The organism is Rhizobium anhuiense bv. trifolii (assembly GCF_024346605.1).
Classification (GTDB): Bacteria; Pseudomonadota; Alphaproteobacteria; order Rhizobiales; family Rhizobiaceae; genus Rhizobium; species Rhizobium anhuiense.
Genome location: NZ_CP098803.1, coordinates 1,524,150 through 1,547,748, shown reverse-complemented (window position 1 = coordinate 1,547,748; position 23,599 = coordinate 1,524,150). Strand labels below are relative to the sequence as shown.

Sequence of the window (23,599 nt, the reverse complement as noted above, 5' to 3'; positions counted from 1 at the left end):
GGATAATCCGAGGGCAATATGGATCGGCTGACAAGCCTCACAGTCTTTGGCTGGGTGGTGGAATGCGGCGGTTTTTCCGCCGCGGCGCGCCGGCTCAACATGTCGGTCACCATGGTCGGCAATCACGTGCAATCGCTGGAGGATCGGCTCGGCGTGCGACTGCTCAACCGCACGACACGCAAGGTCAGCCTGACCGAAACCGGCAAATATTACTACGAACGCTCGTCGCAGATCCTGGCCGAACTTGAGGAGGCGGACCGGACGGCCGGCGCGCTGAGCTCGACGCCGCGCGGCACGCTGAGGGTCTATACCAGCAGCGCCATCGTGCGTTTCCTGCTGCCCGTCGTCAGCGAATATATGGAGCTCTATCCGTCGATCTCACTCGATTTCAGCGTCGGCGAGCGGATGGTCGACATGATCGAGGACGGCTACGACCTGGTGATGCGCACCGTACCGCCGCCGGATTCCTCGCTCGTTGCCCGCAAGCTGACGCCCTGGCGCCATATGCTCGTCTGCTCGCCGGCCTATTTCGAGACTCATCCGATGCCGAAGAAGCCGGCGGAGGTCGCGGAGCACAATTGCCTGCAATATGCCTATTATCCCTATGGCGACGAATGGCGCTTCGAGGATGGTGCGGGCAACGCGGAGAGCGTCAAGATCGCCGGCAACGTCGTCTCCAACAGCGCCGAGATGCTGCGCTTCCTGACGCTGAGCGGGCGGGGCATCTTCCTGGCGCCGAGCTTCGTGGTGTTCGACGACATCGCCGAAGGGCGGCTGGTGAAGATCATGCCGGACTACCGGCCGGTGGAATTTAACATCAACGCCGTCTATCCCAACCGCAGCCATCTGCCGACGAAGGTGCGGCTGTTCATTGATCTCTTGGTGGAGAGATTTGCCGAGCATCGGAAGTGGATGACGTGAGGGGCCTGCCCGGGGGTAGGCCTGCTCTTTTTTTTGCGAGCGGGCTCGGGTGTGGGTGGCACCCCCTGCCCTGCGCTTGCGCTCCGGGCGTTCGCTGCTGCAATCGATTCACTGGATCGATTGCTTCGGCTGCGCCGAACCGCTGCTCACTCCTCGCTTTCGCTGCGGCCGTAGGCCCAGTCCATATAAAGCTCCAGCGCCTTGCGGGTGAACGGGCCTTCCTGAAAATTGCGGTCGTCGAGGCGGGTGACGCCGACGACTTTGGAGTAGTTGCCGGTGGTGAAGATCTCGTCGGCTGCGAGGAAATCCTCGACGGAGAGCGCTGCTTCCACGACGTCGAAACCGGCCTGGCGCAGCAGGCCGATGACCCGCGCGCGGGTGATGCCGGCGAGGAAGGTGCGGTTGGCGGCCGGCGTCATCACCACGCCGTCGCGCACCATGAAGACGTTCGATGAGGCGGTTTCGACGACGTTGCCGTTCAGGTCGCGCACCAGCGCATTGTCGAAACCGCGGCTGCGCGCCTCGGCGATCATGCGGCCGCTGTTCGGATAGAGCGAGCCGGTCTTCGCCTCGGTCATCGCCGTTTCCGGCGACGGGCGGCGATAGGGCGAGACGGTGAGGCTGGTGCCGCCATGGCCGCCCATCGGCGCCTCGAACAGGCAGAGCGCGAAGCGGGTCGATTCCGCGTCGACGGAAACGACGCTGCCGGGCGAACCATGTTCGCCCCAATACATCGGCTTGATGTAAATCGCCGTGGCGCCATCGAATTTCGCAACGCCTTCCCAGGCGAGTGCGGCGATCTCCTCGGCCGACTTCACCGGCTTCAGGCCCATGGCCAGCGCCGAGCGGTTGATGCGCTGGCAGTGCAGGTCGAGATCCGGCGCGATACCATCGAACCAGCGGGCGCCGTCGAAGACCGTGGAACCCAGCCACATGGCATGCGAGGTCGGCCCGATCAGCGGCGGATTGCCGGGGAGCCATTCTCCATCGACATGGGTCCAGGTGGTTGAACGGGGTGATGTATCGACGGCCATGCTGCCCTCCCTATAAAGCCGGCAAAGCAAAAACCTCCGCGGCAAGCCGGGTCAAGGACAAATCCCGCTCGGAAACACGGAAGCAAGAAAATGCCGAAGGATGCGATCATGCCGCAATATTCGTGCGCAGCAACAGCGGCTTCATCGATGGGTGCATCAGCAAAAATGATGGAATGGAATGTTGGAATGGCTGGCTGCAGCATGCGATGATGGGGTGCAACAGCGGATACGCAGCAAGGGAAGACGCCGATGAAAGCCATGTTCTACGAAGCCTTCGAACAGGCGCCCGAAATCCGCACCCTGCCCGACCCGACGCCGACCGAGGACGGCGTTGTTATTGCGGTCGGCGCAAGCGGGCTCTGCCGCAGCGACTGGCACGGCTGGATGGGACACGATCCCGATATCCGCCTGCCGCATGTGCCGGGACACGAGCTTGCCGGGCGCATCGTCGCCACCGGCCGCGGCGTGATGCGTTTCAAGGTCGGCGACCGGGTGACAGTGCCTTTCGTTTCCGGCTGCGGCCATTGCAGCGAATGCCATTCCGGCAACCAGCAGGTCTGCCCGAACCAGTTCCAGCCGGGCTTCACCCATTGGGGCTCCTTCGCCGAATATGTGGCGATCGATTATGCCGACACCAATCTGGTGCACCTGCCCGATACGATCGACGATGCGACGGCCGCAAGCCTCGGCTGCCGCTTCGCCACCTCGTTTCGCGCCGTCGCCGACCAGGCCCGCACCGGGCCCGGCGAATGGATCGCCGTGCATGGCTGCGGCGGCGTCGGCCTGTCGGCGATCATGATCGCCACCGCCCTCGGGGCGAATGCGATCGGCATCGACATATCCGAGGAGAAGCTCGCCTTTGCGCGGGATTGCGGGGCAGTGGCGACGGTCAATGCAGCAGGCGTCGCCGACGTGGCGGAGGCGGTGCGCGAAATCACCAAGGGCGGCGCGCATGTCTCGATCGACGCGCTCGGCCATCCTGTCACCTGCTTCAACTCGATCAAGAACCTGCGCCGGCGCGGACGGCATGTGCAGGTGGGGCTGATGCTCGGTGAACAGGCAACACCGCAGATTCCAATGGCGCAGGTCATCGGCCACGAGCTGGAAATCTACGGTAGCCACGGCATGCAGGCCTGGCGTTACGACGCCATGCTGTCGATGCTTTCGGCCGGCAAGATCGCGCCGCAGAAGCTGATCGGACGGCGGGTCAGCCTCGAAGAGGCCGTGCCGGCGCTGATGGCGCTCGACAAGGCGGAGGCCACCGGAATCAGCGTGATTACCCGGTTTTCATGAGGGAATTCCACCCTCCCCGCCCGTGACGAGCCCCGGACTGAGGGAGGGCGGGGCGAGCAACAAGACCCTATTGGGCTACGCCAATCGAGGCGAGAAAAGCTGATGAAGCCGGGATTTTCGACTTGTCCTTGATCTCGATGATGAGGCGCGGATTGCTGTCGAGCCTGGCAAGTGCCCTAAAGACGGCGTGCCAGTGGATCGAGCCTTCGCCGAGGCTCCAGTGGCGATCGGCATATCCGTCGGCATCCTGCAGGTGGACATGCTGCAGGCGATTGCCGGCGGCCTTGACGTAGTAATCGACCGGCGGAGCACCGGTATAGCCATGGGCATAATGGGCGTGCCCGGTATCGATCGAGACGGCGACCGCGGGCGATTGGAAGCTCTCGGCCAGCGCCACGCGAATATGCGGATCCTTATCCTCGATGTTCTCGATGACCATGGTGCAGCCGATATCCTCGGCGCGCCGGACGGCGTCGCGCAGGGTCACGTGCGTGCGCTCGACCAAGGCTTCGCGGGCGCCGGCATTGTCGTCGAGATTGTTGTAAGACCAGGAGGTGTAGGGGCTGTGGATGACCATATGGGTGGCGCCGATGGCGGCGCAGACATCGAGACCCTGCAGCAGGCGCCTTGTGACGATGGCGCGGATATCGGGATCTTCCGAGGCGATGGTGAAGCCCCAGAACGGGCCGTGAATGCCGAGGCGGCCGCTGTGGCCGTCGAGAAGCCGCCTGGTGCGGGCGGCAAGCGGCGCCCAGTCGCCGTTGAGAACCTCGGCATCGATGAAGCTCTGCAATTCGAGATCGCGGGATTTTTCGAAAAGCCAGTCGCGGTGAAGCTCGACTTCATCGAGCGTCATGGCGGCGCCGACGACGGGAAGAGAAGACATGGATGCGCTCCATCAATTGGAATGATCAATGTGAAAATGGAAGAACGGTCAAGAACGGCCGCCGCGTTCTATGCGCCCCTTCTGTGTCGGCGGTATTACAGACAGGCAGACTCGAAACCTTCCGGCTTCAGTCATTTCCGCACAGCTGGTGCGGCATTTTCGGGCCTTGCGGAAACGACCCGCCGTACCGATATCAGCGCCGACTACTCGTGATGGCTAGAGCGGTTCAGCTTTTAACGGAAGCGCAGAACCGCTCTATCCTTTTGTTTTTGCGCAATTCCGGACGGAAAACCGGTTCGCACTTTTCCTGGAATTGCTCCAGGCGCACGAGCTGCACTGAACTCTCGGCAACGGAGCCGTACGTTCATCGCTTCGGCGACCGAAGCGCCGCGTTGAAGGCGCTTGGCAATGTTGCCCCAGACAACAGTGTGGTTGTCAAAAGCGGCGTAGAGGTTTAACGGCTGCGCCCGCAAGAAAAAGCCCTGGAAGAAAAAGAAAGAGACATGATGTCCAACTCATTTGTGAAAATGCATGGCAGTGACGAGGCGAAGCGGTTTTTCGTTCTCGGCGACCGGGTCGAGCGGCGGCTTAGAATCAGCGGAACCTGGCTGAATATCTTCGACGTCACTGTGCCATCAGGCAGCCGGACGCCGAAACATGCGCATGCGAGCCCTGAAGTGTTCCGCATCCGCGAGGGACGTCTGACGATCTGGCGCCTGAGCGACAGCGGCCCGGAAGAGATCGAGGCCAGTGCCGGCGACATCGTCACCATCCCGCCCTTCATGGTGCATGGCTATGCCAACCGCGGAACCGTCCCGGTGGTGTTTTCCGCGATCGTTGATCGTGAGATGGCCGAGTTCATCGAAGCGGAGGGCGCGACCGAACCCCCGAAGGCCAGCCCTTCGACTGAGACCATCGCCCGCATGACGGCCGCCGCCAATGCTTACGGGATTACGATCCTGGCGGCGTGATGGATCTAATGCACGGAGACGCCGGCAATCACTCGGCGTCCGAGGTGTCCCAGGTTGCGTTCCCGCCACTGGTTGGGCGTCACGCCTTCCCAATCCCGAAAAGCGCGATAGAAGGAGCTTGTATCCTGATAGCCGAGCAGGCACGCGACCTCGTCAATCCCGGCTGAGGGATCGGAGAGCAATTGCCTCCCCAATTCCTGACGTGCTTCGACGAGCAACTCCCGGAAGGTCGAGCCCTCATCGGTGATCCGGCGCTGCAGTGTGCGCTCACTCATGCCCAGGTCGAAGGCCACATCGGACAGTTCCGGCCGGCCGCTCGCCAGGCTTCTCTTCAGAACGATCTTGACCTGCTCGCGGATTGCACTGCGCGCCTGGATTTCGCCAAGTGCTGAGGCAAGGGCGGGCGTGAGGAGTTCGAGCAGTTCCGGATTGTGCCCGAGGAAAGGCCGGCCGAGATCGGCGGATTTGAGAATCAGGGCGTTGCGGGATTGTCCATAGCGGATGGGGCATCCAAAATAGGATCGATGCGCGTCGCGCTGCGGACCGGCGCGCTGGAATTCCACGCGAACCGGCGTCAGCCTTTGCCCGGTACCGCGCCGGCCGAGTTCGACCAGCGTGGCGAAGTCTACATCGACGGCGACTGCCGGCTCCGGTTCGGTGGCGTAGAGCCACTCGACCTTGATCGTGCATTCCCCGCTTTGCTCGGAAAAGTGCAATTGCTCCGGGGTGCAAAGCCGCTTGAACCGGGCTAATCGCGACAACCCGTCCCGATAGTCGCGGGCATGGAAGGCCGCGAGGCTGGAGGGCGGGTGCACGGCGGTTTCCGCCGATTCAACCAGTTTGATCCCGAGGCCCGGATCCGCCGTCAGTTCCTCCAGCGCCCGCCAGAGGGCGAAGAACTGCGCCGTGCTGACCAGACCCTGGCCATTCAGGTGCAAAGTCGCCGGCAGGCGCGCCTGCCGCAGCAGCGCCGCGGGCGGCACACCGATATGCTCGACCGCGAGCCAGAAAGCCCGCGGTATCTTGCACCGATCTGCCGGCGCTCCACTCATGGCTGCCTCCCCTATCGCATCTGGCTCATGATCACGCGGTCGAATATGCGATCGCCGAACCAGTTGCGAATCATGATCATCGGCTTCGCATACTTGCCGGCGACGTAGCGCGTGCGCGGTTTTTTCGCTTTGACCGCCTTGGAGACGATGTCGGCGATCACATCGGGATCGGTGCCGCGGCCATGGCCGTAAGCTTCGCGCGTCGACTTGGCAACCGCCTGCGTCACCTCGGCATAGGGCCCCTTCCCCGAACGCTTGATGAGTCCGTCGGCAACGACGTCGCCAAATCCCGTTTCGATCAGGCCGGGTTCGACAATCACGACTCGGATCCCGAACGGGGCAAGCTCCAGCCGCAGGCAGTCCGACCAACCTTCCAGCGCATGTTTGGTGGCGTGGTACCAAGCGCCGAGCAGAGTGTAAATCTTGCCGCCCATGGAGGTGATGTTGACGATCGTGCCGGCGCCCTTCCCACGCATCGCTGGAAGCAGAAGCTGCGTCAGCCGCGCCAGGCCGAACACATTCACCTCGAACTGGTAGCGGGCCTCGTCGATACCGATCTCCTCAACCGGACCGTAGAGCCCGAAGCCGGCATTGTTGACCAGCACGTCGATAGTGCCGACTTCCGCCAGAATCGTTTCAACAGCGGCTTTGATCTCACCTTCCCTCGATATGTCCATGCGCAAGGGCGTAGCGCCGAGCCGTACAAGGTCTTCCATCTTCTCGACCTGGCGGGCGGCGACGTAGACCCTGTAGCCATCGACGAGCAGACGCTTGGCGATCGCCTTGCCCATTCCGGAGGATGCGCCTGTAACGAGTGCGGTTTTCTTGTCAATCATCTCGACCTCTCTTTGTGATGAGATCATCTAGGGCTCGTTTGGCCCCCGATCACTGACGAGAGATGCCAAGGCACTTGCATAATACGCCAAAGCGGTTGTTCCTCCATCGCTGTAGAAACACGAAAATTCCCCTGAAATTCTCAACCGGAACGCGGCGCTGCCGCTATTTTCAAAACTGTCATATCAAGACGCTATAAGGATTTTCGTCCGGCGCCTCTTGCGCCGGAAGCGTTTCACCGCCAAAATTGCGCCATGCCTGACAGCGACCCATCCAGTACAAGCTCCGCCCGTTCCAACCGGGATCTCCCGGCCGAGGACGCTGGCGACCACTGTAGATGGCGCGATGACCTCCTCCTTGCCCTGGACACCTCAGGCTCCCGCAGCGAGCAGCCGCTTTCCACGTCATCGAGCATGACGGGCGGCCGCATGCCGGCCCGCTTTTCCCGACGACCTATGACTTCCACTTCACAAGGAGCGGTCCCTCATGACGACGACCGCTTATGGTCGCTGATGTCTTTCGACTGGATTCGGCCCTTTCCCCATGGGTCGGGGTTGCCACTCACCGAATTCTGAAAACGGATGGAACCTACACCGATGTAACACGATGATGGAAAGACGACAGGTGATGCGTCTATAGTAGCGTCCCTTCGAATACCTCGCCGCTTCGCCTGATGAATGCGGTATGACAACCTCAACGAATAGGGTCCCTGTGTTTCTGGAAATTGGAATTGTGGCATTTCTCACCATCCTGAATGGTGTGCTCGCCATGTCGGAGCTGGCCGTTGTGTCTTCGCGAACGGCCCGCCTAAAGGTTCTCTCCGACAATGGGAGCAAGGGTGCCGCTCAAGCGATCAAACTCGCTGAAAACCCCGGACGTTTTCTCTCCACGGTGCAGATCGGCATCACGCTGGTCGGTGTTCTCTCGGGCGCTTTCTCAGGCGCCACGCTCGGGGGCCGGCTGAGCGGATGGCTGGAAGCACAAGGGTTGTCCTCGACGGCCGCTGATGCCATCGGCGTCGGTTCGGTCGTCGTGGCAATCACATATCTTTCCTTGATCATCGGCGAACTTGTTCCAAAGCAGATCGCATTGCGAGAACCCGAGGCGGTTGCGGCCAAGGTCGCACCCGCCATGGCGGTGCTTTCAAAAATTGCGTTGCCCCTCGTGTGGCTTCTGAACGCCTCCGGAAATCTGGTGCTGAAGCTCCTGGGCCAGTCGGGAAAAGGCGGCGACAATGTCTCCGACGCAGAGATCAAAACCGTACTGGCCGAGGCGCAGTCGGCTGGCGTGATTGAAAGCGAAGAGTCTGCGATGATATCAGGCGTCATGCGGCTGGCGGACCGCACCGCCCGAGCGCTTATGACGCCCCGGCGAGACGTCGAAATCATTGATATTGACGACAGCCTCGAGGAAATTCGGACCCAGCTGCACAGGACGAAACGGTCGCGGTTGCCCGTTCGAAAAGGCAGTTCGGACGAGGTGATTGGCATTCTTCCGGTCAAGGACTTCTACGACTCGATGTCCGAACACGGCAGCGCCGATATCAAGGCTCTGACACACGATGTCCCGGTGGTTTCAGACCTTTCAACGGCCATCAACGTTATTGAGGCAATCCGGAAATCGCCCGTTCACATGGTGCTGGTTTTCGACGAGTACGGCCATTTCGAGGGAGTTGTTTCGTCAGGCGACATTTTGGAAGCGATCATGGGGGCTCTCCAGGAGGGACCTGTCGATGAACAGGCCATCGCTCGTCGAGACGACGGTTCCTATCTCGTGTCGGGCTGGACGCCGATTGACGAGTTCGCTGAATTCCTAAACCTCAAGCTCGATGACGATCTGGAATATCAGACTGTGGCCGGCCTGGTGCTGGAAGAGCTGAAACATCTGCCGGAACTGGGCGAGAGCTTCACGAGAGATGGGTGGCGCTTCGAAGTCGTCGATCTCGACGGAAGGCGCGTGGACAAGATACTTGTGTCGGCTGAATGAAGGTCGGCAGGCGCCTTACACAGATACAGCAGGAGTGAACGCCATGGCATGGTCCGCCCATCAATATGTGAAATTCGAGGACGAGCGCACGCGACCGGCGCGTGACCTTCTGGCGCAGGTGCCGCTGCAAAGCCTTCGCCACGCCGTCGATCTCGGCTGCGGACCCGGCAATTCCACCGAACTGATCATCGAGCGTTACGGAGCGTCCGGCGTCTCCGGCCTCGACAGCGACATGAACATGCTGGAGGCGGCCCGCAAGCGGCTTCCAGGCACTGATTTCGTCGAGGCCGATCTCGGCAGCTGGCAGCCCACGGAACCGGCCGACCTGCTGTTTGCCAATGCCGTCTTCCAATGGCTGCCCGATCATATCGACATTTTCGACCGGCTGATGGACGGGCTTTCCGCAGGCGGCGTGCTCGCGGTGCAGATGCCCGACAATCTCGGCGAACCCTCGCATCTGGCGATGGAGGAAACGGCGCATGCCGGCCCATGGAAGGCCGCCTTCGAGGCGAAGAGCGTGCGCCGCCAGGCGCTGCCGCCGCCCTCCGCCTATTACGACAGGCTGATCGCCAAAGCCTCGCGCGTCGATATCTGGCACACCATCTACAATCACCCGATGGCCGATGCGGCCGCGATCGTCGAATGGGTGAAGGGAACCGGGTTGATGCCCTATCTCGCCCATGCCGGCGAGCAGCATCGCGAGGCCTTCCTGGCCGATTACCTCAAGCGGGTGGAACAGGCCTATCCCAAGCTTTCGGATGGCCGGGTGCTGCTCAGGTTTCCGAGGATTTTCATGGTGGCGGTCAAAGCGTAACCGACCTCGGGCGCACGCCAGAGGATGTCAAATGCCTGTTACCCCTCGCCGCCTATGTTGCGGCGAAACCGGCACGCATTATAGTCGGCCGCAAATTGCAAGGAGATGACACATGGACGCTGCCCCCACCCCGCCGGTCACCCTGGTCATCTTCGGCGCGACGGGCGACCTGACGCGCCGCCTGCTGGTGCCGGCGATCATCAATCTGACGCGCAGCCGCCTCGTCGGCGACGATCTCCACATTCTCGGCATCGGCATCGAGCCGGGTGACGACGAATTCCTGCGCGGGCGGCTCGACCAGTTCCTCAACCATCTCAGCGGCGAAGAGCCGAGGGTCAAGGACGAAGCATGGGAAAGCCTGCGCCGGCGCATTTCCTATACGTCCGGGGATTTCACCAAGGACGATATTTTCGTCGAGATCGGCAAGCGGCTGGGGCCGAATGCCAATGCCGCCTTCTATCTCGCGGTACCGCCATCCTTTTTCGGCACGATCGTCGAGAAGCTCGCCGCTCACGGGCTGACCGATGAAAGCGACGGCATTTTCCGCCGCGTCGCCATCGAGAAGCCGTTCGGGACCGATCTCGCCTCGGCGCAGGCGCTGAATGCGCAGATCCTCGCCCAGATTGAAGAAAGCCAAGTCTACCGGCTCGACCATTTCCTCGGCAAGGAGACGGTGCAGAACCTGATGACGGCGCGCTTCGCCAATATGATGATCGAGTCTTTGTGGAACAGCCGCTATATCGATCATGTGCAGATCACCGCCGCCGAGATCGTCGATGTCGGCAGCCGCGGCAAATTCTACGACGCAACCGGCGCGCTGCGCGACATGGTGCCGAACCATCTCTTCCAGCTGCTGGCGATGATCGCCATGGAGCCGCCGAACAGCTTCGATGCCGAAGCGATCCGCAACGAGAAGAGCAAGGTGCTGAAGGCGCTGCGCATCTATACACCGGAGGAGGCCAAGACGCATGGCGTGCGTGGCGCCTATGCCGCAGGTCCGCTCAATGGTGCTGAACTTCCGGCCTATCGCGACACCAAGGACGTTTCGCCCGACAGCAGGACCGAGACCTTCGTGGCACTGAAGCTCTATGCCGATACCTGGCGCTGGGCCGGCGTGCCCTTCTATCTGAGAACCGGCAAGGCGCTGACGGCGCGCGACACCGAGATCGTCATCACCTTTCAGCCGGTTCCCTTCGCGCAGTTTCGCGAGACCGACGTCAAGCGCCGCCTGCCGCCGAACCGGCTGGTGATCCAGGTGCAGCCGGACGAAGGCATGAGCATGGAAATCTCGATCAAGTCGCCGGGGCTTTCCGTCGATACCGTGCCGGTCTCCCTTGATTTCCGCTATGCGGACAAATTCGATATCGCCAAGACGACCGGCTATGAATCACTGCTCTACGATCTCTTCATCGGCGACCAGACGCTGTTCCAGCGTGCCGACGGCATCGAGGCAGGATGGGCGGCGGTGCAGCCCTTCCTCGATATCTGGGCTAGGGATCAGAGCGTGCCCGACGCTTACGCGCCGGGCAGCATGGGACCTGCCTCAGCCGACGAACTGATCCAGCGCGACAGGCGGGAGTGGCATGAACTCGGCGTCATTCTGCATCACGACAAGAAGGACGGCAAATAGCGCCCTCCCCTGATATTACTGATTTCCCTCGTCACGGCATGCGGCGCTGACCGAGGCGCCGCTGTTGCCGCCTTCGGTGGCCAGCGCTCCCCGCGCCTTGCGCGGCGGGCAGCGCGCCCAGTCGACGGGGCCGCTGACTGGCTCATTGTCGATGCTGCCGGTTTCGATTGAGTCGAGCGGGATTATCAGCCCGCTTTGCGTTTCGGCTCCGGGCGCGGTGCCGAGCGGCGGCGTGCCGTCGATCCGGCCGCTGGCATCCATGCCCATGTTCGACTGGGCAAGAACCGGGGCGGAGAGGCTGAGGAGAGCGATCGAGGCTGCTGCAATAAACCTGCGCATGATGCTATTCCTTCTGGTTTCATCGATGCGACAGAAACAGCAGGACGACCTCATTGTTCCCCCCGGAAGCGGGCACTGGCGATCAAAGTTTGGCGATCGGGATATCAGTCCTCTAAGCGGGCGATACCAGGCTCAGCCTCGCCAGCGCGACAGCAGTCTTTCGAGACCTGTCGGATAAAGATCGATGCCGGCCTCGCGCAACCTGTCGCGGCCGAACCAGCGCGCCGTCGCCGCCGTCTCATCGAGTTCGGAATAGCGGATTTCGTCGCGCTCATAGAGGCTTTCATCGGCCAGTTCGATATCGGCGGCGAAGATATATTCGTGGCCGGTCGCGCCATGATGCTCGTAGATGTTTTCAAGCAGATGCCAGGGGCCAACGACGCGGATCGCCGTTTCGAGCTCCTCCTGGAATTCGCGGTGCAGGGCCTCTTCGCGGCTCTCGCCGAATTCGATGGCGCCGCCGAGCGGGCGAACGCCCCTGATACGGCCACTGTCATCCTCCACTTCGGCGGCGAGCAGTTGGTCTTTCCGCCAGGCAAGGCCGATCACCTTCACCCTGATCTGCTGCGACGGGCGCCAGACGGTCATCTGCTCTCCTTCCGTTCATAGGGCAGCCAGTGGACAGCGCGCTTCCGGCGCAAGAATATGAGCCCCGCGGCAACGCGAGGCTCATGCCGATCTCCCGTCTCAGACGAACTGGCTGAGGCCGGGGACGGAAGCGACGACCTCGTCGACCACCTCTTCGCCGGCATATTGCTTGGCGATGGCGATGGTTTCCTTGGCAAGCGAGGTGATCTCGCCCATGCCGAGGCCTTCGCCCATCAGCTGCTGGCCAAGGCCCATGATGCCGCCGCCGCCGAGCGAGCTCATCAGCCCGCCGAGCAGGCCGCCGCCGCCGGCACCTGCCCCATTGAACTGGGCGACGAGATCGGCGCCGCCGGGGATCGCTTCGATCATCTTGGCGACCGGACCATCGGCAGCCTCGCGCTGCAGGAAGCCGAGCATCATGCCGAGCGCCTTTTCGGCCAAGTCGGGCGCAATACCCACGCGATCGGCGATCTGGGTCACAATTTCATTCATCGTCAGCCTCCTGTTATTTTGACGTTAACGTCAACGTTAATGGAAATTCCACAGCAACTCAAGCCGGTCTCTCCGCGGGGGCACTTTGTCCGGTTTTGCTTTTAATGCAAACGGTTGTCCGCATCCATCTCCCTGCTTATAACAGGGAAACGATGGTTCGATGAAGGCGGCGGGAGAGAACACCGAGCCTTCTGACATAAATGGCGGCAAAGCCCGAAGGGAGCATTCCGAATGATCGAGGAAGGCAAGATTTTCATCGGCGCGAGCCGCAATCCCGATGACAGCATCAACAAGCCGGAATATCTCGACCTGAAGTTCGGCAACCGCCACGGCCTCGTCACCGGCGCCACCGGCACCGGCAAGACTGTGACGCTGCAGGTGCTCGCCGAAGGCTTTTCGCGGGCCGGCGTTCCGGTCTTTGCGGCCGATATCAAGGGCGATCTTTCCGGCATCGCCGCCAAGGGCGAGCCCAAGGATTTCCTGACGAAACGCGCCGAGCAGATCGGTTTCACCGATTATGAATTCGACCAGTTTCCGGTGATCTTCTGGGATCTGTTCGGCGAGAAAGGCCACCGGGTGCGCACCACGGTCGCCGAGATGGGGCCGCTGCTGCTCGCCCGGCTGATGGATGCCTCCGAACCGCAGGAAGGCGTCATCAACATCGCCTTCAAGATCGCCGACCAGGCCGGGCTGCCGCTGCTCGACCTCAAGGATTTCACCTCGCTGCTCAACTATATGGGCGAGAACGCCACCGAGCTTTCCAACCAATACGGCCTGATCTCCAGGGCCTCGGTCGGCTCGATCCAGCGGGCGCTGCTCGTTCTCGAACAGCAGGGCGCCGAGCATTTCTTCGGCGAACCGGCGCTGAAGATCACCGACATCATGCGCACCAGCAACAATGGCTATGGCCAGATCTCGGTGCTCGCCGCCGACAAGCTGATGATGAACCCGCGCCTCTACGCCACCTTCCTGCTCTGGCTGCTCTCGGAGCTCTTCGAGGAACTGCCCGAGGTGGGCGATCCGGAAAAGCCGAAGCTCGTCTTCTTCTTCGACGAGGCGCATCTGCTCTTCAACGACGCGCCGAAGGTGCTGACCGAACGCGTCGAGCAGGTGGTGCGGCTGATCCGTTCCAAGGGCGTCGGCGTCTATTTCGTCACCCAGAATCCGCTCGACGTGCCGGAAACGGTGCTCGCCCAGCTCGGCAACCGGGCGCAGCATGCGTTGCGCGCCTATTCGCCGCGCGAGCAGAAGGCGGTGAGGACGGCGGCCGATACCTTCCGCGCCAACCCGGCCTTCGATTGCGCCACCGTCATCACCAATCTCGGCACGGGCGAGGCGCTGGTCTCGACGTTGGAAGCCAAGGGCGCGCCGTCGATCGTCGAGCGCACGCTGATCCGCCCGCCGTCGGGCCGCGTCGGCCCGGTGACGGATGCCGAGCGCCAGCAGATCATGGACAGGAGTCCGGTTCTCGGCGTCTATGACGAGGATATCGACCGCGAATCCGCCTTCGAGCTGCTGGCGGCAAAGGCGAAGAAGGCGGCGGATGCCGAGGCCGCCAAGCGGGCGCAGGAAGAAGCGGCCCAGCAGCAGGGCGGCACGACCTCCGGCTGGAACCTGCCGGGCTTCGGCGGCGGCAATGACGACGACAACCGGGGCCGCGGCCAATCGCGTGGCAGGACTTCCGGCTACCAGCGCGAAACGGTGGTGGAAGCGGCGATGAAGAGCGTGGCGCGCACGGTGGCGACCCAAGTCGGCCGGGCGCTGGTGCGCGGGATATTGGGGAGTTTGAAGCGGTAGGTTTGCGGCGCGCCGTAAGCCCTCATCCGCCTGCCGGCACCGACCGGGGTCGGGCCACGTGTCTCGACCTTTCCGTTCCCCACCACCCTCTCGCAGGGCACGTTCCCTCGCCCCGTTTACGGGGAGAGGGTTAGGGTGAGGGGCAATCTCCTGACGAAGCCAGCCAGAAAGCGGGCGGTCAGTTGGCTCTTTGCCTTGAACCTTCCGCCTTTCTTCCCTAAATTCCCCGCCATCGATCACTTCAACAGGATGTGTGCCGCAATGGATTTCAACTCGATCGCAACGCCAGTTCGCCTTGCCAACGAGGAAATCCACATCCATGCCTGCATCCATCACCCTCTTCCAGATTTCATGGTCCGCGCCTGACGGGCGGCCGCTTTTTTCCAATCTCGACCTCAGCTTCGGGTCGGAGCGCACCGGTCTTGTCGGGCGCAACGGCGTCGGCAAGACGACGCTGCTGAAGCTCGTCTGCGGCGATATCCAACCGCATTCGGGGACGGTTTCCGTCAGCGGCAGCCTCGGCGTGCTGCGGCAGAGCGTTCAGGTGGCGTCTGACGAGACGGTCGGCGATCTCTTCGGCGTCACCGATGCGCTGGCTATTCTGCATCGTGCCGAAGCCGGCGAGGCGACGGCCGACGAGCTGGCATCGGCCGACTGGACGCTGGAGGCACGCATGGCCGCAGCGCTCAATCGCACCGGCCTCGACGTGGCCGCGCAGACCCCGCTTGCGGCACTCTCGGGCGGGCAGCGCACACGTGCCGGGCTTGCGGCGCTTGTTTTCACCGAACCGGATTTCCTGCTGCTCGACGAACCCACAAACAATCTCGATCGCGATGGCCGCGAGGCGGTGATCGGCCTGATTTCAGGCTGGCGGGCCGGCGCCATCATCGTCAGCCATGACCGGGAATTGCTTGAAAGCGTCGATGCGATCGTCGAACTGACCTCGCTCAGCGCCACGCGCTATGGCGGCAACTGGAGCCATTATCGCGAGCGCAAGGCGCTCGAGCTGGCGGCGGCACAACATGATCTCACTGAAGCCGATAAACGCGTGGCCGAGGTGGCACGGAAGGCGCAGGCGACGGTGGAGCGTCAGGCGCACAGGGACAGTACCGGGCGGAAGATGGCCGCCAAGGGCGGCATACCGCGCATCATGCTCGGTGGCATGAAGGAGCGGAGCCAAACGACGGGCGGCGACAACGCGCGGCTTGCCGAACGGCGGCGCGCCCAGGCGCTGGAAGAGGCAAAGGCGGCGCGCGAAAAGATCGAGATCCTGCAACCCTTGTCGGTCACCTTGCCGCCGACCGGGCTGCCCGCCAGCAAGATCGTGCTCAGGATGGATGACGTGACATCGGGCTACCAGCCGGGTGATCCCGTCATCCGCGATCTCTCCTTCGACGTGACGGGGCCGGAACGGATCGCCGTCACCGGCCCCAACGGCTCGGGCAAGACCACCTTGCTGGCGCTCATCACCGGCGAACTGGAACCCTGGGCCGGCACCGTCGCCGTCATGACCGCTTTCACGATGCTCGATCAGAAGGTCAGCTTGCTCGACCCCTCGGCCTCGATCCGCGACAATTTCCGCCGGATCAATCCGCTTTCCGATGAGAATACTTGCCGGGCGGCCCTTGCCCGCTTCATGTTCAGGGCGGATGCGGCGCTGCAGACCGTCTCGGCGCTCAGCGGCGGGCAATTGCTGCGCGCCGGCCTTGCCTGCGTCCTGGGCTCAGCACCGCCGCCGCTCCTGATCCTCGACGAGCCGACCAATCATCTCGACATCGACTCGATTGCTGCGGTTGAGGCCGGACTGCGCGCTTATGACGGGGCGCTGCTGGTGGTCAGCCATGACGAGACGTTTCTCGAGAGTATCGGGATAGAGCAGCGGCTGGAATTACCTGCCGGCGACCCGGGATAATTCCGGCTCACGCCTGCTGCCGGCCTCCAACGCGACGGTTTCGGCAGACGGCAACGATCAACGCGGTGACGCAGATCAGGAGTTCGAGAACGAAGGTCCAATGCAGCATGAAACTCACGATCCAATTGCTGTAGGTCGCCGGCACCGTCGTCAGCTCGAATTTCGACCAATCGAATGGCGCGAGCCAAAGCATCGGCGCAGCGACGGTATCCATAATCATATGAAGTGTGACGGCTGCGAAAAACGCGGCGACCGTGGGAAGCCAGTCCGGCGCCAGTCGACTGATGGCCGGCAGGGCCGTGGCGGCGAAGCCGAGCCAAAAAAGCGGCCAGTGGGAGACATAGTCGTGATGGTGGACTTTGCCGCCGGTCAGGAAGAAATAGACCATGTCGAAATCCGGCAATACGCTGCCGATCAAGGCTGCAGTCATGATGCCAGGTGCGGCGGACCGTTGCCGCACGGCGCTCCCGAGAAGGTAGCCTGCAGGCAAATGGGCAATGAGCATGCGTCTTATTCTCCCGGTCGGTCCCGAAGAATCCACTATGCGCGGTTTATGGCTAGAATCGGCACAGGGCCGGCTCACTTGCCTCTTTTTGCGGGCAATGTTATTTGGATCCGGCAACCTTTTTTGAGAAAGGAGGATCACGCAATGCAGTATTATTTTCGGTTTAATCGCCAGCGTGGTCCCGTCAACGCCCTGCAGATGCGTTTGCAGGGCTGACCAGAGGCCGTTTCTCGACATCTCTTCCTGGTCTGCCCTTCGTGGCCAATGCGGCGCCGTAGCTGACAGCGCGCATTTTTCTCAATTTCCGGGCCCGATACACGCAATCCCGTGATGGCTGAATGCCCCGGATCGCGCGTGATACCCGGTCAAGACCAGAGAACGATCATGACACTCATCAATATCCGCAATCTCGGCGTGACGCTGGGCAATCCGTTGTTTTCCAAGCTCAATCTCGTCGTCAACACTGGCGATCGCATCGGCCTCGTCGCCGCCAACGGGCGGGGGAAATCGACGCTGCTTGCCTGCATCACCGGCGCGCTGGAGCCGAGCGAGGGCGAGATCACCAAGGCGCGCGGGCTGACCGTCGGCCATGTCGCGCAGAATGTGCCGCCGGGGCTTTTCGACACGCCGTTCTATGATGCCGTGCTGCAGGCGCTGCCGGCCGATCAGGCCGAAAGCGAGAGCTGGCGCGTCGATGTGGTGCTGGAATCGCTCGAGGTGCCGGAGGCCATGCGCCAGCGGCCGCTGAAGCAGCTGAGCGGCGGATGGCAACGGCTGGCCATGCTTGCCCGCACCTGGGTGAGCGAGCCCGACGTGCTTCTGCTCGACGAGCCGACCAACCATCTCGACCTTGAAAAGATCGCCCAGCTCGAAGGCTGGCTGAATGCGCTGCCGCGCGACGTGCCGGTGATCCTGTCCAGCCACGACCGCGCCTTCCTCGATGCGACGACCAACCGGACGCTGTTCCTGCGGCCGGAGCAATCGCCGGTCTTCGCCCTGCCCTACACACGAGCGCGCGCCGCCCTCGACGAAGCCGATGCGTCCGAGGCGCGGCGCTACGAGCGCGACATGAAAGTGGCGGAGCAGTTGCGCAAGCAGGCGGCGAAGCTCAACAATATCGGCATCAATTCGGGCAGCGACCTGCTCGTCGTCAAGACGAAGCAGCTCAAGCAGCGGGCGGAGAAGCTGGAGGATGCGGCAAAACCGGCGCATCTCGAGCGCTCGGCCGGCGCCATCCGGCTCGCCAATCGCGGCACGCATGCCAAGGTGCTCGTGACGCTGGAGGATGCGGCCGTGACGACGCCGGATGGGACGCCTCTATTCAAGACCGGCCGGCAATTCATCTGCCAGGGCGACCGCATCGTGCTGCTCGGCCTCAACGGCGCCGGCAAGTCGCGGCTGGTGTCGATGCTGAAGCAGGCGATCGAAAGGCCGGAGACGGCGCGCGACAGCATCAAGGCGACGCCTTCGCTCGTGCTCGGCTATGGCGACCAGGCGCTTGCCGATCTCGCCGACAGCGACACGCCGATTGGCACGATCATCCGCCGCTTCGATGTCGGCGACCAGCGGGCACGGGCCCTGCTGGCCGGCGCCGGCATGACGATCGACATGCAGGCAAAACCGATCGGCCAGCTGTCCGGTGGCCAGAAGGCGCGGCTCGGCATGCTGGTGCTGCGGCTGACCGAGCCGAACTTCTATCTGCTCGACGAGCCGACCAATCACCTCGACATCGATGGACAGGAAGCGCTGGAGGGCGAACTGATGTCGCATGAAGCGAGCTGCCTGCTGGTCTCACACGACCGCAGTTTCGTGCGGGCGGTGGGCAACCGGTTCTGGCTGATCGAGAAGAAGCGGCTGGTGGAGGTGGAGAGCCCGGAAGGGTTCTTTGCTTCGGTTGCGGGGTGATGGATGGGTGTGATTGGTGTTGGCCGTGTGCCGTGAAGCCACCTCATCCGGCTGCCGCCCTTCTCCCCGCGGGGAGAAGGGACTCGTGGCGACGTCTCGATTCCCCCTTCTCTCCTCGGGGAGAAGGTGCCCGTAGGGCGGATAAGGGGGCTTTACGCCACACCGCCAAAAATGCGGCAAAACCTACCGCTTCGGCGCCACCAGGCAGAAGAAGGCGCCTTGCGGGTCGGTGGCCTGGATGATCCAGCTGCCGCCGGGGACTTCCATCGGGCCGTTGACGACCTTGCCGCCGCCTGAGGTGACGCGTTCGATCGCGGCGTCGATCGCCGGCACGATGAAATAGTAGCACCAGAAGGGCATCGGCATATTGTCCGGCTTGGTCATCATGCCGCCGATCTGCCGGCCACCATGGGCGAAGAGATGGTAGACGCCCATCGGACCCATGTCGAAATCGCTGTGCTTCGTCCAGCCGAACAGCTTGGAATAGAAGGCCAGCGCCTGTTCGCCATTGCCGGCGTAGAGTTCGTGCCAGCCGATATTGCCGGGCGCGTCGAAGGCCAGTTCCGGCCAGGTTTTGTCCATCGGCGCCGGCGTCATGATACAGATCACCGCGCCACCCGGATCGGCGACGACGGCGAAGCGGCCGATGGTCGGGATGTCTTCCGGCGGACGGCGGACCGAACCGCCATTGGCGGCGAAATCCTTGGCCGACTGATCGACGTCGTCGACATCAACATAACCCGTCCAGTTCGGTGGAATGCCCTTGCCCTCGAGTTCGGCCGGAAACTCCATCAGGCCGGCGACGCCGATGCCGTTCGCCTCGAAGATCGTATAGGTCGGCATGCCCTCCATTTTCATCTCGGAGGTCGTCCAGCCGACGACGGAGCTGTAGAATTTCGCAGCAACCGCTGTGTCGGGGGTCATCAACTCGCACCAGATGAACTTTCCATGCGTCTCGGACATCCTACTCTCCCTTTTTCGACGCTCCTTTCCCGAGGCCTCTTTTTCGAAACCCCTTCTTTCAAGGTCGAGCGCCGTGATTGTCAGATCTTGCGGGCGTAATGTGCTTCCATGAACTGCTTCCAGGAACCGTCAGGCTGCTTGGCGCTGGAGATGAAGGTGCGGTGATCGGCGTCGGTGAAGGTGATCTGCTCGCAGTAATCGGCAAGTCCCTCGCCATTGAAGTCGGGACCTGTCGTATAGAGGTCCAGCACATTGCCGGATGCGTCGAGCTCGCCCTCATAGACCCACATATAGTCCATCATGCTGCCGATCCAGCTGCCGATATATTTGCCTTTTGCGGCGTTGTAGCCAAGCGTCAGGATGCTGGTCGCCTCTTTACCATCCGGCATGCGGCCGGTCCCTTCGGCGACGAACCAGATGCCGTGCAGCGAGCGCACGGTTTCCGTCCAAGGCTCGCTGCCGGTCATATCGGGTGCGGTGACGGTCCATTCGCCGATCAGTCTTTCCAGGAAGGAATGTTCCTTCAGCACTTCAGCGGTCTTCATCGTCCTCTTCTCCCTTGAGTGATGGTGGCGTCGTCTTTCCGCATCCCGGCTCAGTGACAGCAGGATGGCGCCTTCGGGGCCCCCTCATATTCGTCGTGGCGGCGCACGAAATTCATCGTGCTGTCCTCGTTACGGCCCTTCGGGGCGCGGTCGAGGATCATCAGGGTGCCGATCAGTTCTTCCGGGCCGCGGGCATAACTCGAATAGGTATGGAAGACCTCGCCCTTGTCGTCGCGGTAGAAGGCGCTGAGGCCCGGCAGCTCGTCATTGGCATCAGCCGGCGGCATAGGCGTGAAATTGTAAAAGACCTTGTCTTTGGCAAGATCCTCCGGGCTGAAAGAAACGTGATAATCGAAATTGAAATCGCTGCCGAAGGAAGAGACCCAGGGAAATTGCCAGCCCATGCGCCGCTTGTAGGCGGCGATCTTGTCGAGCGGCGCGCGCGAAACGGCGACCCAGGTGACGTCGTGATGGTTCAGATGCGGCAGGGCGCCGTCGACATGATCCGACAGGAAGGAGCAGCCGGTGCAGCCGGCATCCCAATCGGGGCCGAGCATGAAATGATAGACCAGCAACTGGCTGCGGCCGTCGAAAAGATCGGCGAGCGATTTCTTTCCCTCCGGCGTGTCGAAGACATAATCCTTGTCGACCTTCACCCAGGGCAGCGCCAGACGGGCGGCGTTGACGCTGTCGCGCAGCCGCGTCGCCTCCTTCTCCTTTACCAGCAGGGCGCGGCGAGCTTCGAGCCATTCTTCTCGGGAAACAACCTCATTCTGCATGGAATGCGCCCTCCTCCGGCACGCTCCTTTTCCTTGACTAATTACATTGATATCAATAGAAATGGAGCATGTCAAATTCGATCGAGATTCCCTTTTCCACGACGCTGATGGTGCGCGACACCTGCCTCTGCCTGCATGTGCAGCGGGCGGCGCGCGCACTTGCCCGGCTGTTCGACGATGCGCTGAGGCCGGCGGGGCTGACCAACGGGCAGTTTTCGCTGATGATGTCGCTGAACCGGCCGGAACCGCCGCCGATGGGACCGGTCGCCGCCCTGCTCGCGATGGACCAGACAACGCTGACGGCGGCGCTGAAGCCGCTGCAGCGCAAGGGCTGGGTCGCAGTGATGGAGAACCCCCGGGATAGGCGCGGCCGGCTGCTGAGCCTCACCGCCGATGGCAAGGCGGCGCTGGCAAAGGCGCTGCCGATCTGGGAAGCGACGCATGCGCTGCTTGACGGCAGGCTCTCGGATAGCGGTTCCGCGCGGCTGCGGCAGGACCTGCAGGCGCTATCATCCATGCCGGCCGAAACGCTGAAGGCCGCTGCGTCGCCGCGGCCGTCCCGTCATAACAGGCGGACAACGGCGGAATAGGCGGGCTATGAGCATCTGGTTCTTCATCATTCCCTTCACACTCGCCGCCGCCCTTCCGGGACCGGCCCAGGGCGCGCTGATCGCGCAGGTGCTTACGCGTGGCGGGCGCTCGACGCTTACCTTCATCCTCGGCATGATCGCCGGCAATTCGCTCTGGCTGGTGGCAGCGATCTCAGGGCTTTCGGCGCTGGCATTGCGCTTCGAAGCCGCCTTCGTCATCGTCAAATGGCTGGGGGTCGCCTATCTGCTGTTCATAGCCTGGAAGCTCTGGACGAGCGCGCCTGATGGCATCCAGGCGCAGGCGGGCGGCAAGCGCGACCTGGTCGCCGGCATGCTGCTGACGCTCGGCAATCCGAAGGCGGTGGTGTTTTTCGGGGCGGTGCTGCCACAGGCCTTCGATCTGACGGCGCTGTCGGTATCGCAGATTGCCGTGATCGTCGCTCTCGGCCTTGCGATCGATCTCGGCGTGCAACTCGCCTATCTCATGGTCGCGGCAAGAGCCCGCGCCTTTATCCGCTCACCACGCCAGATGCGGGCGGTGAACCGGTCGGCGGCAGGGCTGATGGCGGGTTCGGCGGCGCTGATCGCGATGCGGAGCTGAAATCGAACCGATTTCCCACCAGGTCAATGGCCCTGCCCTACCGGCAGATTGCGGCAGCCATCGCGGCTGCCGCCTTTCTTAAAGCCGATCAGGCAACCGTAACCGGAACTTCGGTCGAGGTGCGCATGGCGTGGCTGTAGGGGCAGACGATGTGGGCCGCGGCGGCGAGCTTTTCGGCGGTTTCACGGTCGAGACCGGGGATATTGACCGTCAGCGCCACTTCGATGCCGAAGCCGCCGCCATCTTCACGCGGGCCGATGCCGACCTTGGCGGAAACCGTCGTCTCTTCCGGAATCTTGACCTTCTGCTGGCCCGCGACAAATTTCAAAGCACCGAGGAAGCAGGCGGAGTAACCGGCAGCGAAGAGCTGTTCGGGATTGGTGCCGGTCGCGCCGTCGCCGCCGAGTTCCTTGGGAACGGTCAGCGTCACGTCCAGAACGCCGTTTTCGGAAACGGCGCGGCCTGCGCGGCCGCCGGTGGCAGAGGCTTTGGTCGTATAGAGAATAGGCATGACGATCTCCTTTGATTGGCCCTTCGATCGGGTTGGACTTTCAATATAGCACAATTAAATTGTACGCAAGTGAATTTTGCAAATTGCATTTCGAATTCGAAAAGAGGACAATAAGGCCTCAAGGATGATGGATATGAAAGCGCACACGACGAAGACGATGGAGATACCGCAAGAGGAGAAACGACTGGAAAAGCAGTTGTGCTTCGCGGTCTATGCGACGGCGCATGCTTTCACCCGCGCCTACAAGCCAATCCTCGACCGGGTCGGGCTGACTTATCCGCAATATCTGGTGATGCTGGTGCTCTGGGAACGCAGCGAGTTGCCGGTGAAGACGATCGGCGAGCAGCTCGATCTCGATTCCGGCACGCTGTCGCCGCTGTTGAAACGGCTGGAACAGGGCGGACTGATCAAGCGCATCCGCGACCTGCGCGACGAACGGCAGGTAATCGTGTCACTGACCCCGAGAGGTGAGGCGATGAAGGGGGAGATCGATACGATCATGACGGCGATCGGGCAAGCCGCCGGCTGCACGCTCAAGGAAATGGCCGAGATGCGCGACATGCTGCATCGGCTGCGCGGCAATCTCGCCCACGCCGGCACGGACGGCTGAACGCATCCACCCGGTCAGCCTAAATAAGGGCACCCACCGAG

Annotated in this window: 24 protein-coding genes; 12 read left to right on the top strand and 12 right to left on the bottom strand. The window is 62.5% G+C overall.

Annotated elements, in window-relative coordinates; genetic code table 11:
- Positions 1 to 18: 18 nt before the first annotated feature.
- Complete coding sequence (locus NE851_RS16225) at positions 19 to 921, top strand: LysR family transcriptional regulator (protein ID WP_254961531.1); 903 nt, start codon at positions 19 to 21, stop codon at positions 919 to 921.
- 146 nt (positions 922 to 1,067) lie between these two features.
- Here the strand turns inward: NE851_RS16225 and NE851_RS16220 are convergent, their stop codons facing one another.
- Positions 1,068 to 1,955 (bottom strand): branched-chain amino acid aminotransferase, encoded by an 888-nt coding sequence (locus NE851_RS16220; protein ID WP_047614241.1) that lies wholly within the window; start codon positions 1,953 to 1,955, stop codon positions 1,068 to 1,070.
- Positions 1,956 to 2,204: 249 nt separating this feature from the next.
- Between NE851_RS16220 and NE851_RS16215 the strand changes: the two genes are divergently transcribed.
- Positions 2,205 to 3,248 (top strand): zinc-dependent alcohol dehydrogenase family protein, encoded by a 1,044-nt coding sequence (locus NE851_RS16215; protein ID WP_025554528.1) that lies wholly within the window; start codon positions 2,205 to 2,207, stop codon positions 3,246 to 3,248.
- A 67-nt stretch (positions 3,249 to 3,315) separates the two neighbouring features.
- On the opposite strand, the gene NE851_RS16210 is transcribed toward NE851_RS16215, so the two are convergent.
- Positions 3,316 to 4,134 carry a sugar phosphate isomerase/epimerase family protein gene (locus NE851_RS16210; RefSeq protein ID WP_168333964.1) on the bottom strand — a complete coding sequence of 273 codons (819 nt, stop codon included), beginning with the start codon at positions 4,132 to 4,134 and terminating at the stop codon, positions 3,316 to 3,318.
- Positions 4,135 to 4,637: 503 nt separating this feature from the next.
- Here NE851_RS16210 and NE851_RS16205 point away from each other — a divergent pair.
- Positions 4,638 to 5,105, top strand: coding sequence for a cupin domain-containing protein (locus NE851_RS16205; protein ID WP_025554954.1), 468 nt, complete (start codon positions 4,638 to 4,640; stop codon positions 5,103 to 5,105).
- Between the two features lie 5 nt (positions 5,106 to 5,110).
- Here the strand turns inward: NE851_RS16205 and NE851_RS16200 are convergent, their stop codons facing one another.
- Positions 5,111 to 6,157, bottom strand: coding sequence for an AraC family transcriptional regulator (locus tag NE851_RS16200; RefSeq protein WP_025554952.1), 1,047 nt, complete (start codon positions 6,155 to 6,157; stop codon positions 5,111 to 5,113).
- 11 nt (positions 6,158 to 6,168) lie between these two features.
- Complete coding sequence (locus tag NE851_RS16195) at positions 6,169 to 6,993, bottom strand: oxidoreductase (protein WP_097542913.1); 825 nt, start codon at positions 6,991 to 6,993, stop codon at positions 6,169 to 6,171.
- A 709-nt stretch (positions 6,994 to 7,702) separates the two neighbouring features.
- Here NE851_RS16195 and NE851_RS16190 point away from each other — a divergent pair.
- The 3 genes from NE851_RS16190 (at position 7,703) to zwf (ending at position 11,421) form a co-directional block, all read left to right on the top strand.
- Positions 7,703 to 8,977 (top strand): hemolysin family protein, encoded by a 1,275-nt coding sequence (locus tag NE851_RS16190; protein ID WP_025554804.1) that lies wholly within the window; start codon positions 7,703 to 7,705, stop codon positions 8,975 to 8,977.
- A gap of 43 nt (positions 8,978 to 9,020) precedes the next feature.
- Entirely contained in the window at positions 9,021 to 9,791 is a 771-nt protein-coding gene (tam, locus tag NE851_RS16185) for a trans-aconitate 2-methyltransferase (RefSeq protein ID WP_254961526.1), read from the top strand.
- 112 nt (positions 9,792 to 9,903) lie between these two features.
- Positions 9,904 to 11,421, top strand: coding sequence for a glucose-6-phosphate dehydrogenase (gene zwf / locus NE851_RS16180; RefSeq protein ID WP_025554806.1), 1,518 nt, complete (start codon positions 9,904 to 9,906; stop codon positions 11,419 to 11,421).
- A gap of 15 nt (positions 11,422 to 11,436) precedes the next feature.
- On the opposite strand, the gene NE851_RS16175 is transcribed toward zwf, so the two are convergent.
- From NE851_RS16175 to NE851_RS16165, 3 genes are all read right to left on the bottom strand, one after another.
- Positions 11,437 to 11,760: a hypothetical protein gene (locus NE851_RS16175; protein ID WP_025554717.1), complete on the bottom strand. Its 324-nt coding sequence runs from the start codon at positions 11,758 to 11,760 to the stop codon at positions 11,437 to 11,439.
- Between the two features lie 132 nt (positions 11,761 to 11,892).
- Positions 11,893 to 12,348 carry an NUDIX hydrolase gene (locus NE851_RS16170; RefSeq protein ID WP_254961520.1) on the bottom strand — a complete coding sequence of 152 codons (456 nt, stop codon included), beginning with the start codon at positions 12,346 to 12,348 and terminating at the stop codon, positions 11,893 to 11,895.
- A gap of 99 nt (positions 12,349 to 12,447) precedes the next feature.
- Positions 12,448 to 12,840, bottom strand: coding sequence for a hypothetical protein (locus NE851_RS16165; protein WP_003546502.1), 393 nt, complete (start codon positions 12,838 to 12,840; stop codon positions 12,448 to 12,450).
- A 231-nt stretch (positions 12,841 to 13,071) separates the two neighbouring features.
- On the opposite strand from NE851_RS16165, the gene NE851_RS16160 reads away from it, so the two are divergent.
- Positions 13,072 to 14,637, top strand: coding sequence for a helicase HerA-like C-terminal domain-containing protein (locus tag NE851_RS16160; RefSeq protein ID WP_029868099.1), 1,566 nt, complete (start codon positions 13,072 to 13,074; stop codon positions 14,635 to 14,637).
- A gap of 319 nt (positions 14,638 to 14,956) precedes the next feature.
- The gene (locus tag NE851_RS16155) at positions 14,957 to 16,549 is read left to right on the top strand and encodes an ABC-F family ATP-binding cassette domain-containing protein (RefSeq protein WP_183905769.1); all 1,593 of its coding nucleotides are present in this window, start codon (positions 14,957 to 14,959) and stop codon (positions 16,547 to 16,549) included.
- A gap of 7 nt (positions 16,550 to 16,556) precedes the next feature.
- Here the strand turns inward: NE851_RS16155 and NE851_RS16150 are convergent, their stop codons facing one another.
- Positions 16,557 to 17,054 carry a metal-dependent hydrolase gene (locus tag NE851_RS16150; protein WP_168333973.1) on the bottom strand — a complete coding sequence of 166 codons (498 nt, stop codon included), beginning with the start codon at positions 17,052 to 17,054 and terminating at the stop codon, positions 16,557 to 16,559.
- A 384-nt stretch (positions 17,055 to 17,438) separates the two neighbouring features.
- On the opposite strand from NE851_RS16150, the gene NE851_RS16145 reads away from it, so the two are divergent.
- Positions 17,439 to 18,959 carry an ABC-F family ATP-binding cassette domain-containing protein gene (locus NE851_RS16145; protein WP_183905770.1) on the top strand — a complete coding sequence of 507 codons (1,521 nt, stop codon included), beginning with the start codon at positions 17,439 to 17,441 and terminating at the stop codon, positions 18,957 to 18,959.
- Between the two features lie 183 nt (positions 18,960 to 19,142).
- Here the strand turns inward: NE851_RS16145 and NE851_RS16140 are convergent, their stop codons facing one another.
- From NE851_RS16140 to NE851_RS16130, 3 genes are all read right to left on the bottom strand, one after another.
- Positions 19,143 to 19,922: a VOC family protein gene (locus NE851_RS16140; protein ID WP_168333956.1), complete on the bottom strand. Its 780-nt coding sequence runs from the start codon at positions 19,920 to 19,922 to the stop codon at positions 19,143 to 19,145.
- A gap of 80 nt (positions 19,923 to 20,002) precedes the next feature.
- Positions 20,003 to 20,467 carry a DUF1579 domain-containing protein gene (locus tag NE851_RS16135; RefSeq protein ID WP_029868104.1) on the bottom strand — a complete coding sequence of 155 codons (465 nt, stop codon included), beginning with the start codon at positions 20,465 to 20,467 and terminating at the stop codon, positions 20,003 to 20,005.
- 50 nt (positions 20,468 to 20,517) lie between these two features.
- Positions 20,518 to 21,246 carry a DUF899 domain-containing protein gene (locus tag NE851_RS16130; protein WP_029868105.1) on the bottom strand — a complete coding sequence of 243 codons (729 nt, stop codon included), beginning with the start codon at positions 21,244 to 21,246 and terminating at the stop codon, positions 20,518 to 20,520.
- A 68-nt stretch (positions 21,247 to 21,314) separates the two neighbouring features.
- On the opposite strand from NE851_RS16130, the gene NE851_RS16125 reads away from it, so the two are divergent.
- Positions 21,315 to 21,836, top strand: coding sequence for a MarR family winged helix-turn-helix transcriptional regulator (locus NE851_RS16125; RefSeq protein WP_168333955.1), 522 nt, complete (start codon positions 21,315 to 21,317; stop codon positions 21,834 to 21,836).
- A 7-nt stretch (positions 21,837 to 21,843) separates the two neighbouring features.
- Positions 21,844 to 22,437 (top strand): LysE family translocator, encoded by a 594-nt coding sequence (locus tag NE851_RS16120; RefSeq protein WP_168333954.1) that lies wholly within the window; start codon positions 21,844 to 21,846, stop codon positions 22,435 to 22,437.
- Between the two features lie 88 nt (positions 22,438 to 22,525).
- Here the strand turns inward: NE851_RS16120 and NE851_RS16115 are convergent, their stop codons facing one another.
- Positions 22,526 to 22,948 carry an organic hydroperoxide resistance protein gene (locus tag NE851_RS16115; protein WP_029868108.1) on the bottom strand — a complete coding sequence of 141 codons (423 nt, stop codon included), beginning with the start codon at positions 22,946 to 22,948 and terminating at the stop codon, positions 22,526 to 22,528.
- 124 nt (positions 22,949 to 23,072) lie between these two features.
- Between NE851_RS16115 and NE851_RS16110 the strand changes: the two genes are divergently transcribed.
- Positions 23,073 to 23,558, top strand: a complete 486-nt coding sequence (locus NE851_RS16110; RefSeq protein ID WP_047614211.1) for a MarR family winged helix-turn-helix transcriptional regulator — start codon at positions 23,073 to 23,075, stop codon at positions 23,556 to 23,558.
- Positions 23,559 to 23,599: the final 41 nt, after the last annotated feature.

What these genes read in the sequence shown, in the direction of transcription:
- NE851_RS16205 (WP_025554954.1), top strand. Translation starts at nt 4,638, where the DNA reads ATGATGTCCAACTCATTTGTGAAAATGCATGGCAGTGACGAGGCGAAG.
- NE851_RS16220 (WP_047614241.1), bottom strand. Translation starts at nt 1,955, where the DNA reads ATGGCCGTCGATACATCACCCCGTTCAACCACCTGGACCCATGTCGAT.
- NE851_RS16225 (WP_254961531.1), top strand. Translation starts at nt 19, where the DNA reads ATGGATCGGCTGACAAGCCTCACAGTCTTTGGCTGGGTGGTGGAATGC.
- NE851_RS16150 (WP_168333973.1), bottom strand. Translation starts at nt 17,054, where the DNA reads ATGCTCATTGCCCATTTGCCTGCAGGCTACCTTCTCGGGAGCGCCGTG.
- zwf (WP_025554806.1), top strand. Translation starts at nt 9,904, where the DNA reads ATGGACGCTGCCCCCACCCCGCCGGTCACCCTGGTCATCTTCGGCGCG.
- NE851_RS16110 (WP_047614211.1), top strand. Translation starts at nt 23,073, where the DNA reads ATGATGGATATGAAAGCGCACACGACGAAGACGATGGAGATACCGCAA.
- NE851_RS16120 (WP_168333954.1), top strand. Translation starts at nt 21,844, where the DNA reads ATGAGCATCTGGTTCTTCATCATTCCCTTCACACTCGCCGCCGCCCTT.
- NE851_RS16200 (WP_025554952.1), bottom strand. Translation starts at nt 6,157, where the DNA reads ATGAGTGGAGCGCCGGCAGATCGGTGCAAGATACCGCGGGCTTTCTGG.
- tam (WP_254961526.1), top strand. Translation starts at nt 9,021, where the DNA reads ATGGCATGGTCCGCCCATCAATATGTGAAATTCGAGGACGAGCGCACG.
- NE851_RS16115 (WP_029868108.1), bottom strand. Translation starts at nt 22,948, where the DNA reads ATGCCTATTCTCTATACGACCAAAGCCTCTGCCACCGGCGGCCGCGCA.
- NE851_RS16170 (WP_254961520.1), bottom strand. Translation starts at nt 12,348, where the DNA reads ATGACCGTCTGGCGCCCGTCGCAGCAGATCAGGGTGAAGGTGATCGGC.
- NE851_RS16210 (WP_168333964.1), bottom strand. Translation starts at nt 4,134, where the DNA reads ATGTCTTCTCTTCCCGTCGTCGGCGCCGCCATGACGCTCGATGAAGTC.
- NE851_RS16155 (WP_183905769.1), top strand. Translation starts at nt 14,957, where the DNA reads ATGCCTGCATCCATCACCCTCTTCCAGATTTCATGGTCCGCGCCTGAC.
- NE851_RS16160 (WP_029868099.1), top strand. Translation starts at nt 13,072, where the DNA reads ATGATCGAGGAAGGCAAGATTTTCATCGGCGCGAGCCGCAATCCCGAT.
- NE851_RS16130 (WP_029868105.1), bottom strand. Translation starts at nt 21,246, where the DNA reads ATGCAGAATGAGGTTGTTTCCCGAGAAGAATGGCTCGAAGCTCGCCGC.
- NE851_RS16145 (WP_183905770.1), top strand. Translation starts at nt 17,439, where the DNA reads ATGACACTCATCAATATCCGCAATCTCGGCGTGACGCTGGGCAATCCG.
- NE851_RS16140 (WP_168333956.1), bottom strand. Translation starts at nt 19,922, where the DNA reads ATGTCCGAGACGCATGGAAAGTTCATCTGGTGCGAGTTGATGACCCCC.
- NE851_RS16125 (WP_168333955.1), top strand. Translation starts at nt 21,315, where the DNA reads ATGTCAAATTCGATCGAGATTCCCTTTTCCACGACGCTGATGGTGCGC.
- NE851_RS16195 (WP_097542913.1), bottom strand. Translation starts at nt 6,993, where the DNA reads ATGATTGACAAGAAAACCGCACTCGTTACAGGCGCATCCTCCGGAATG.
- NE851_RS16215 (WP_025554528.1), top strand. Translation starts at nt 2,205, where the DNA reads ATGAAAGCCATGTTCTACGAAGCCTTCGAACAGGCGCCCGAAATCCGC.
- NE851_RS16135 (WP_029868104.1), bottom strand. Translation starts at nt 20,467, where the DNA reads ATGAAGACCGCTGAAGTGCTGAAGGAACATTCCTTCCTGGAAAGACTG.
- NE851_RS16175 (WP_025554717.1), bottom strand. Translation starts at nt 11,760, where the DNA reads ATGCGCAGGTTTATTGCAGCAGCCTCGATCGCTCTCCTCAGCCTCTCC.
- NE851_RS16165 (WP_003546502.1), bottom strand. Translation starts at nt 12,840, where the DNA reads ATGAATGAAATTGTGACCCAGATCGCCGATCGCGTGGGTATTGCGCCC.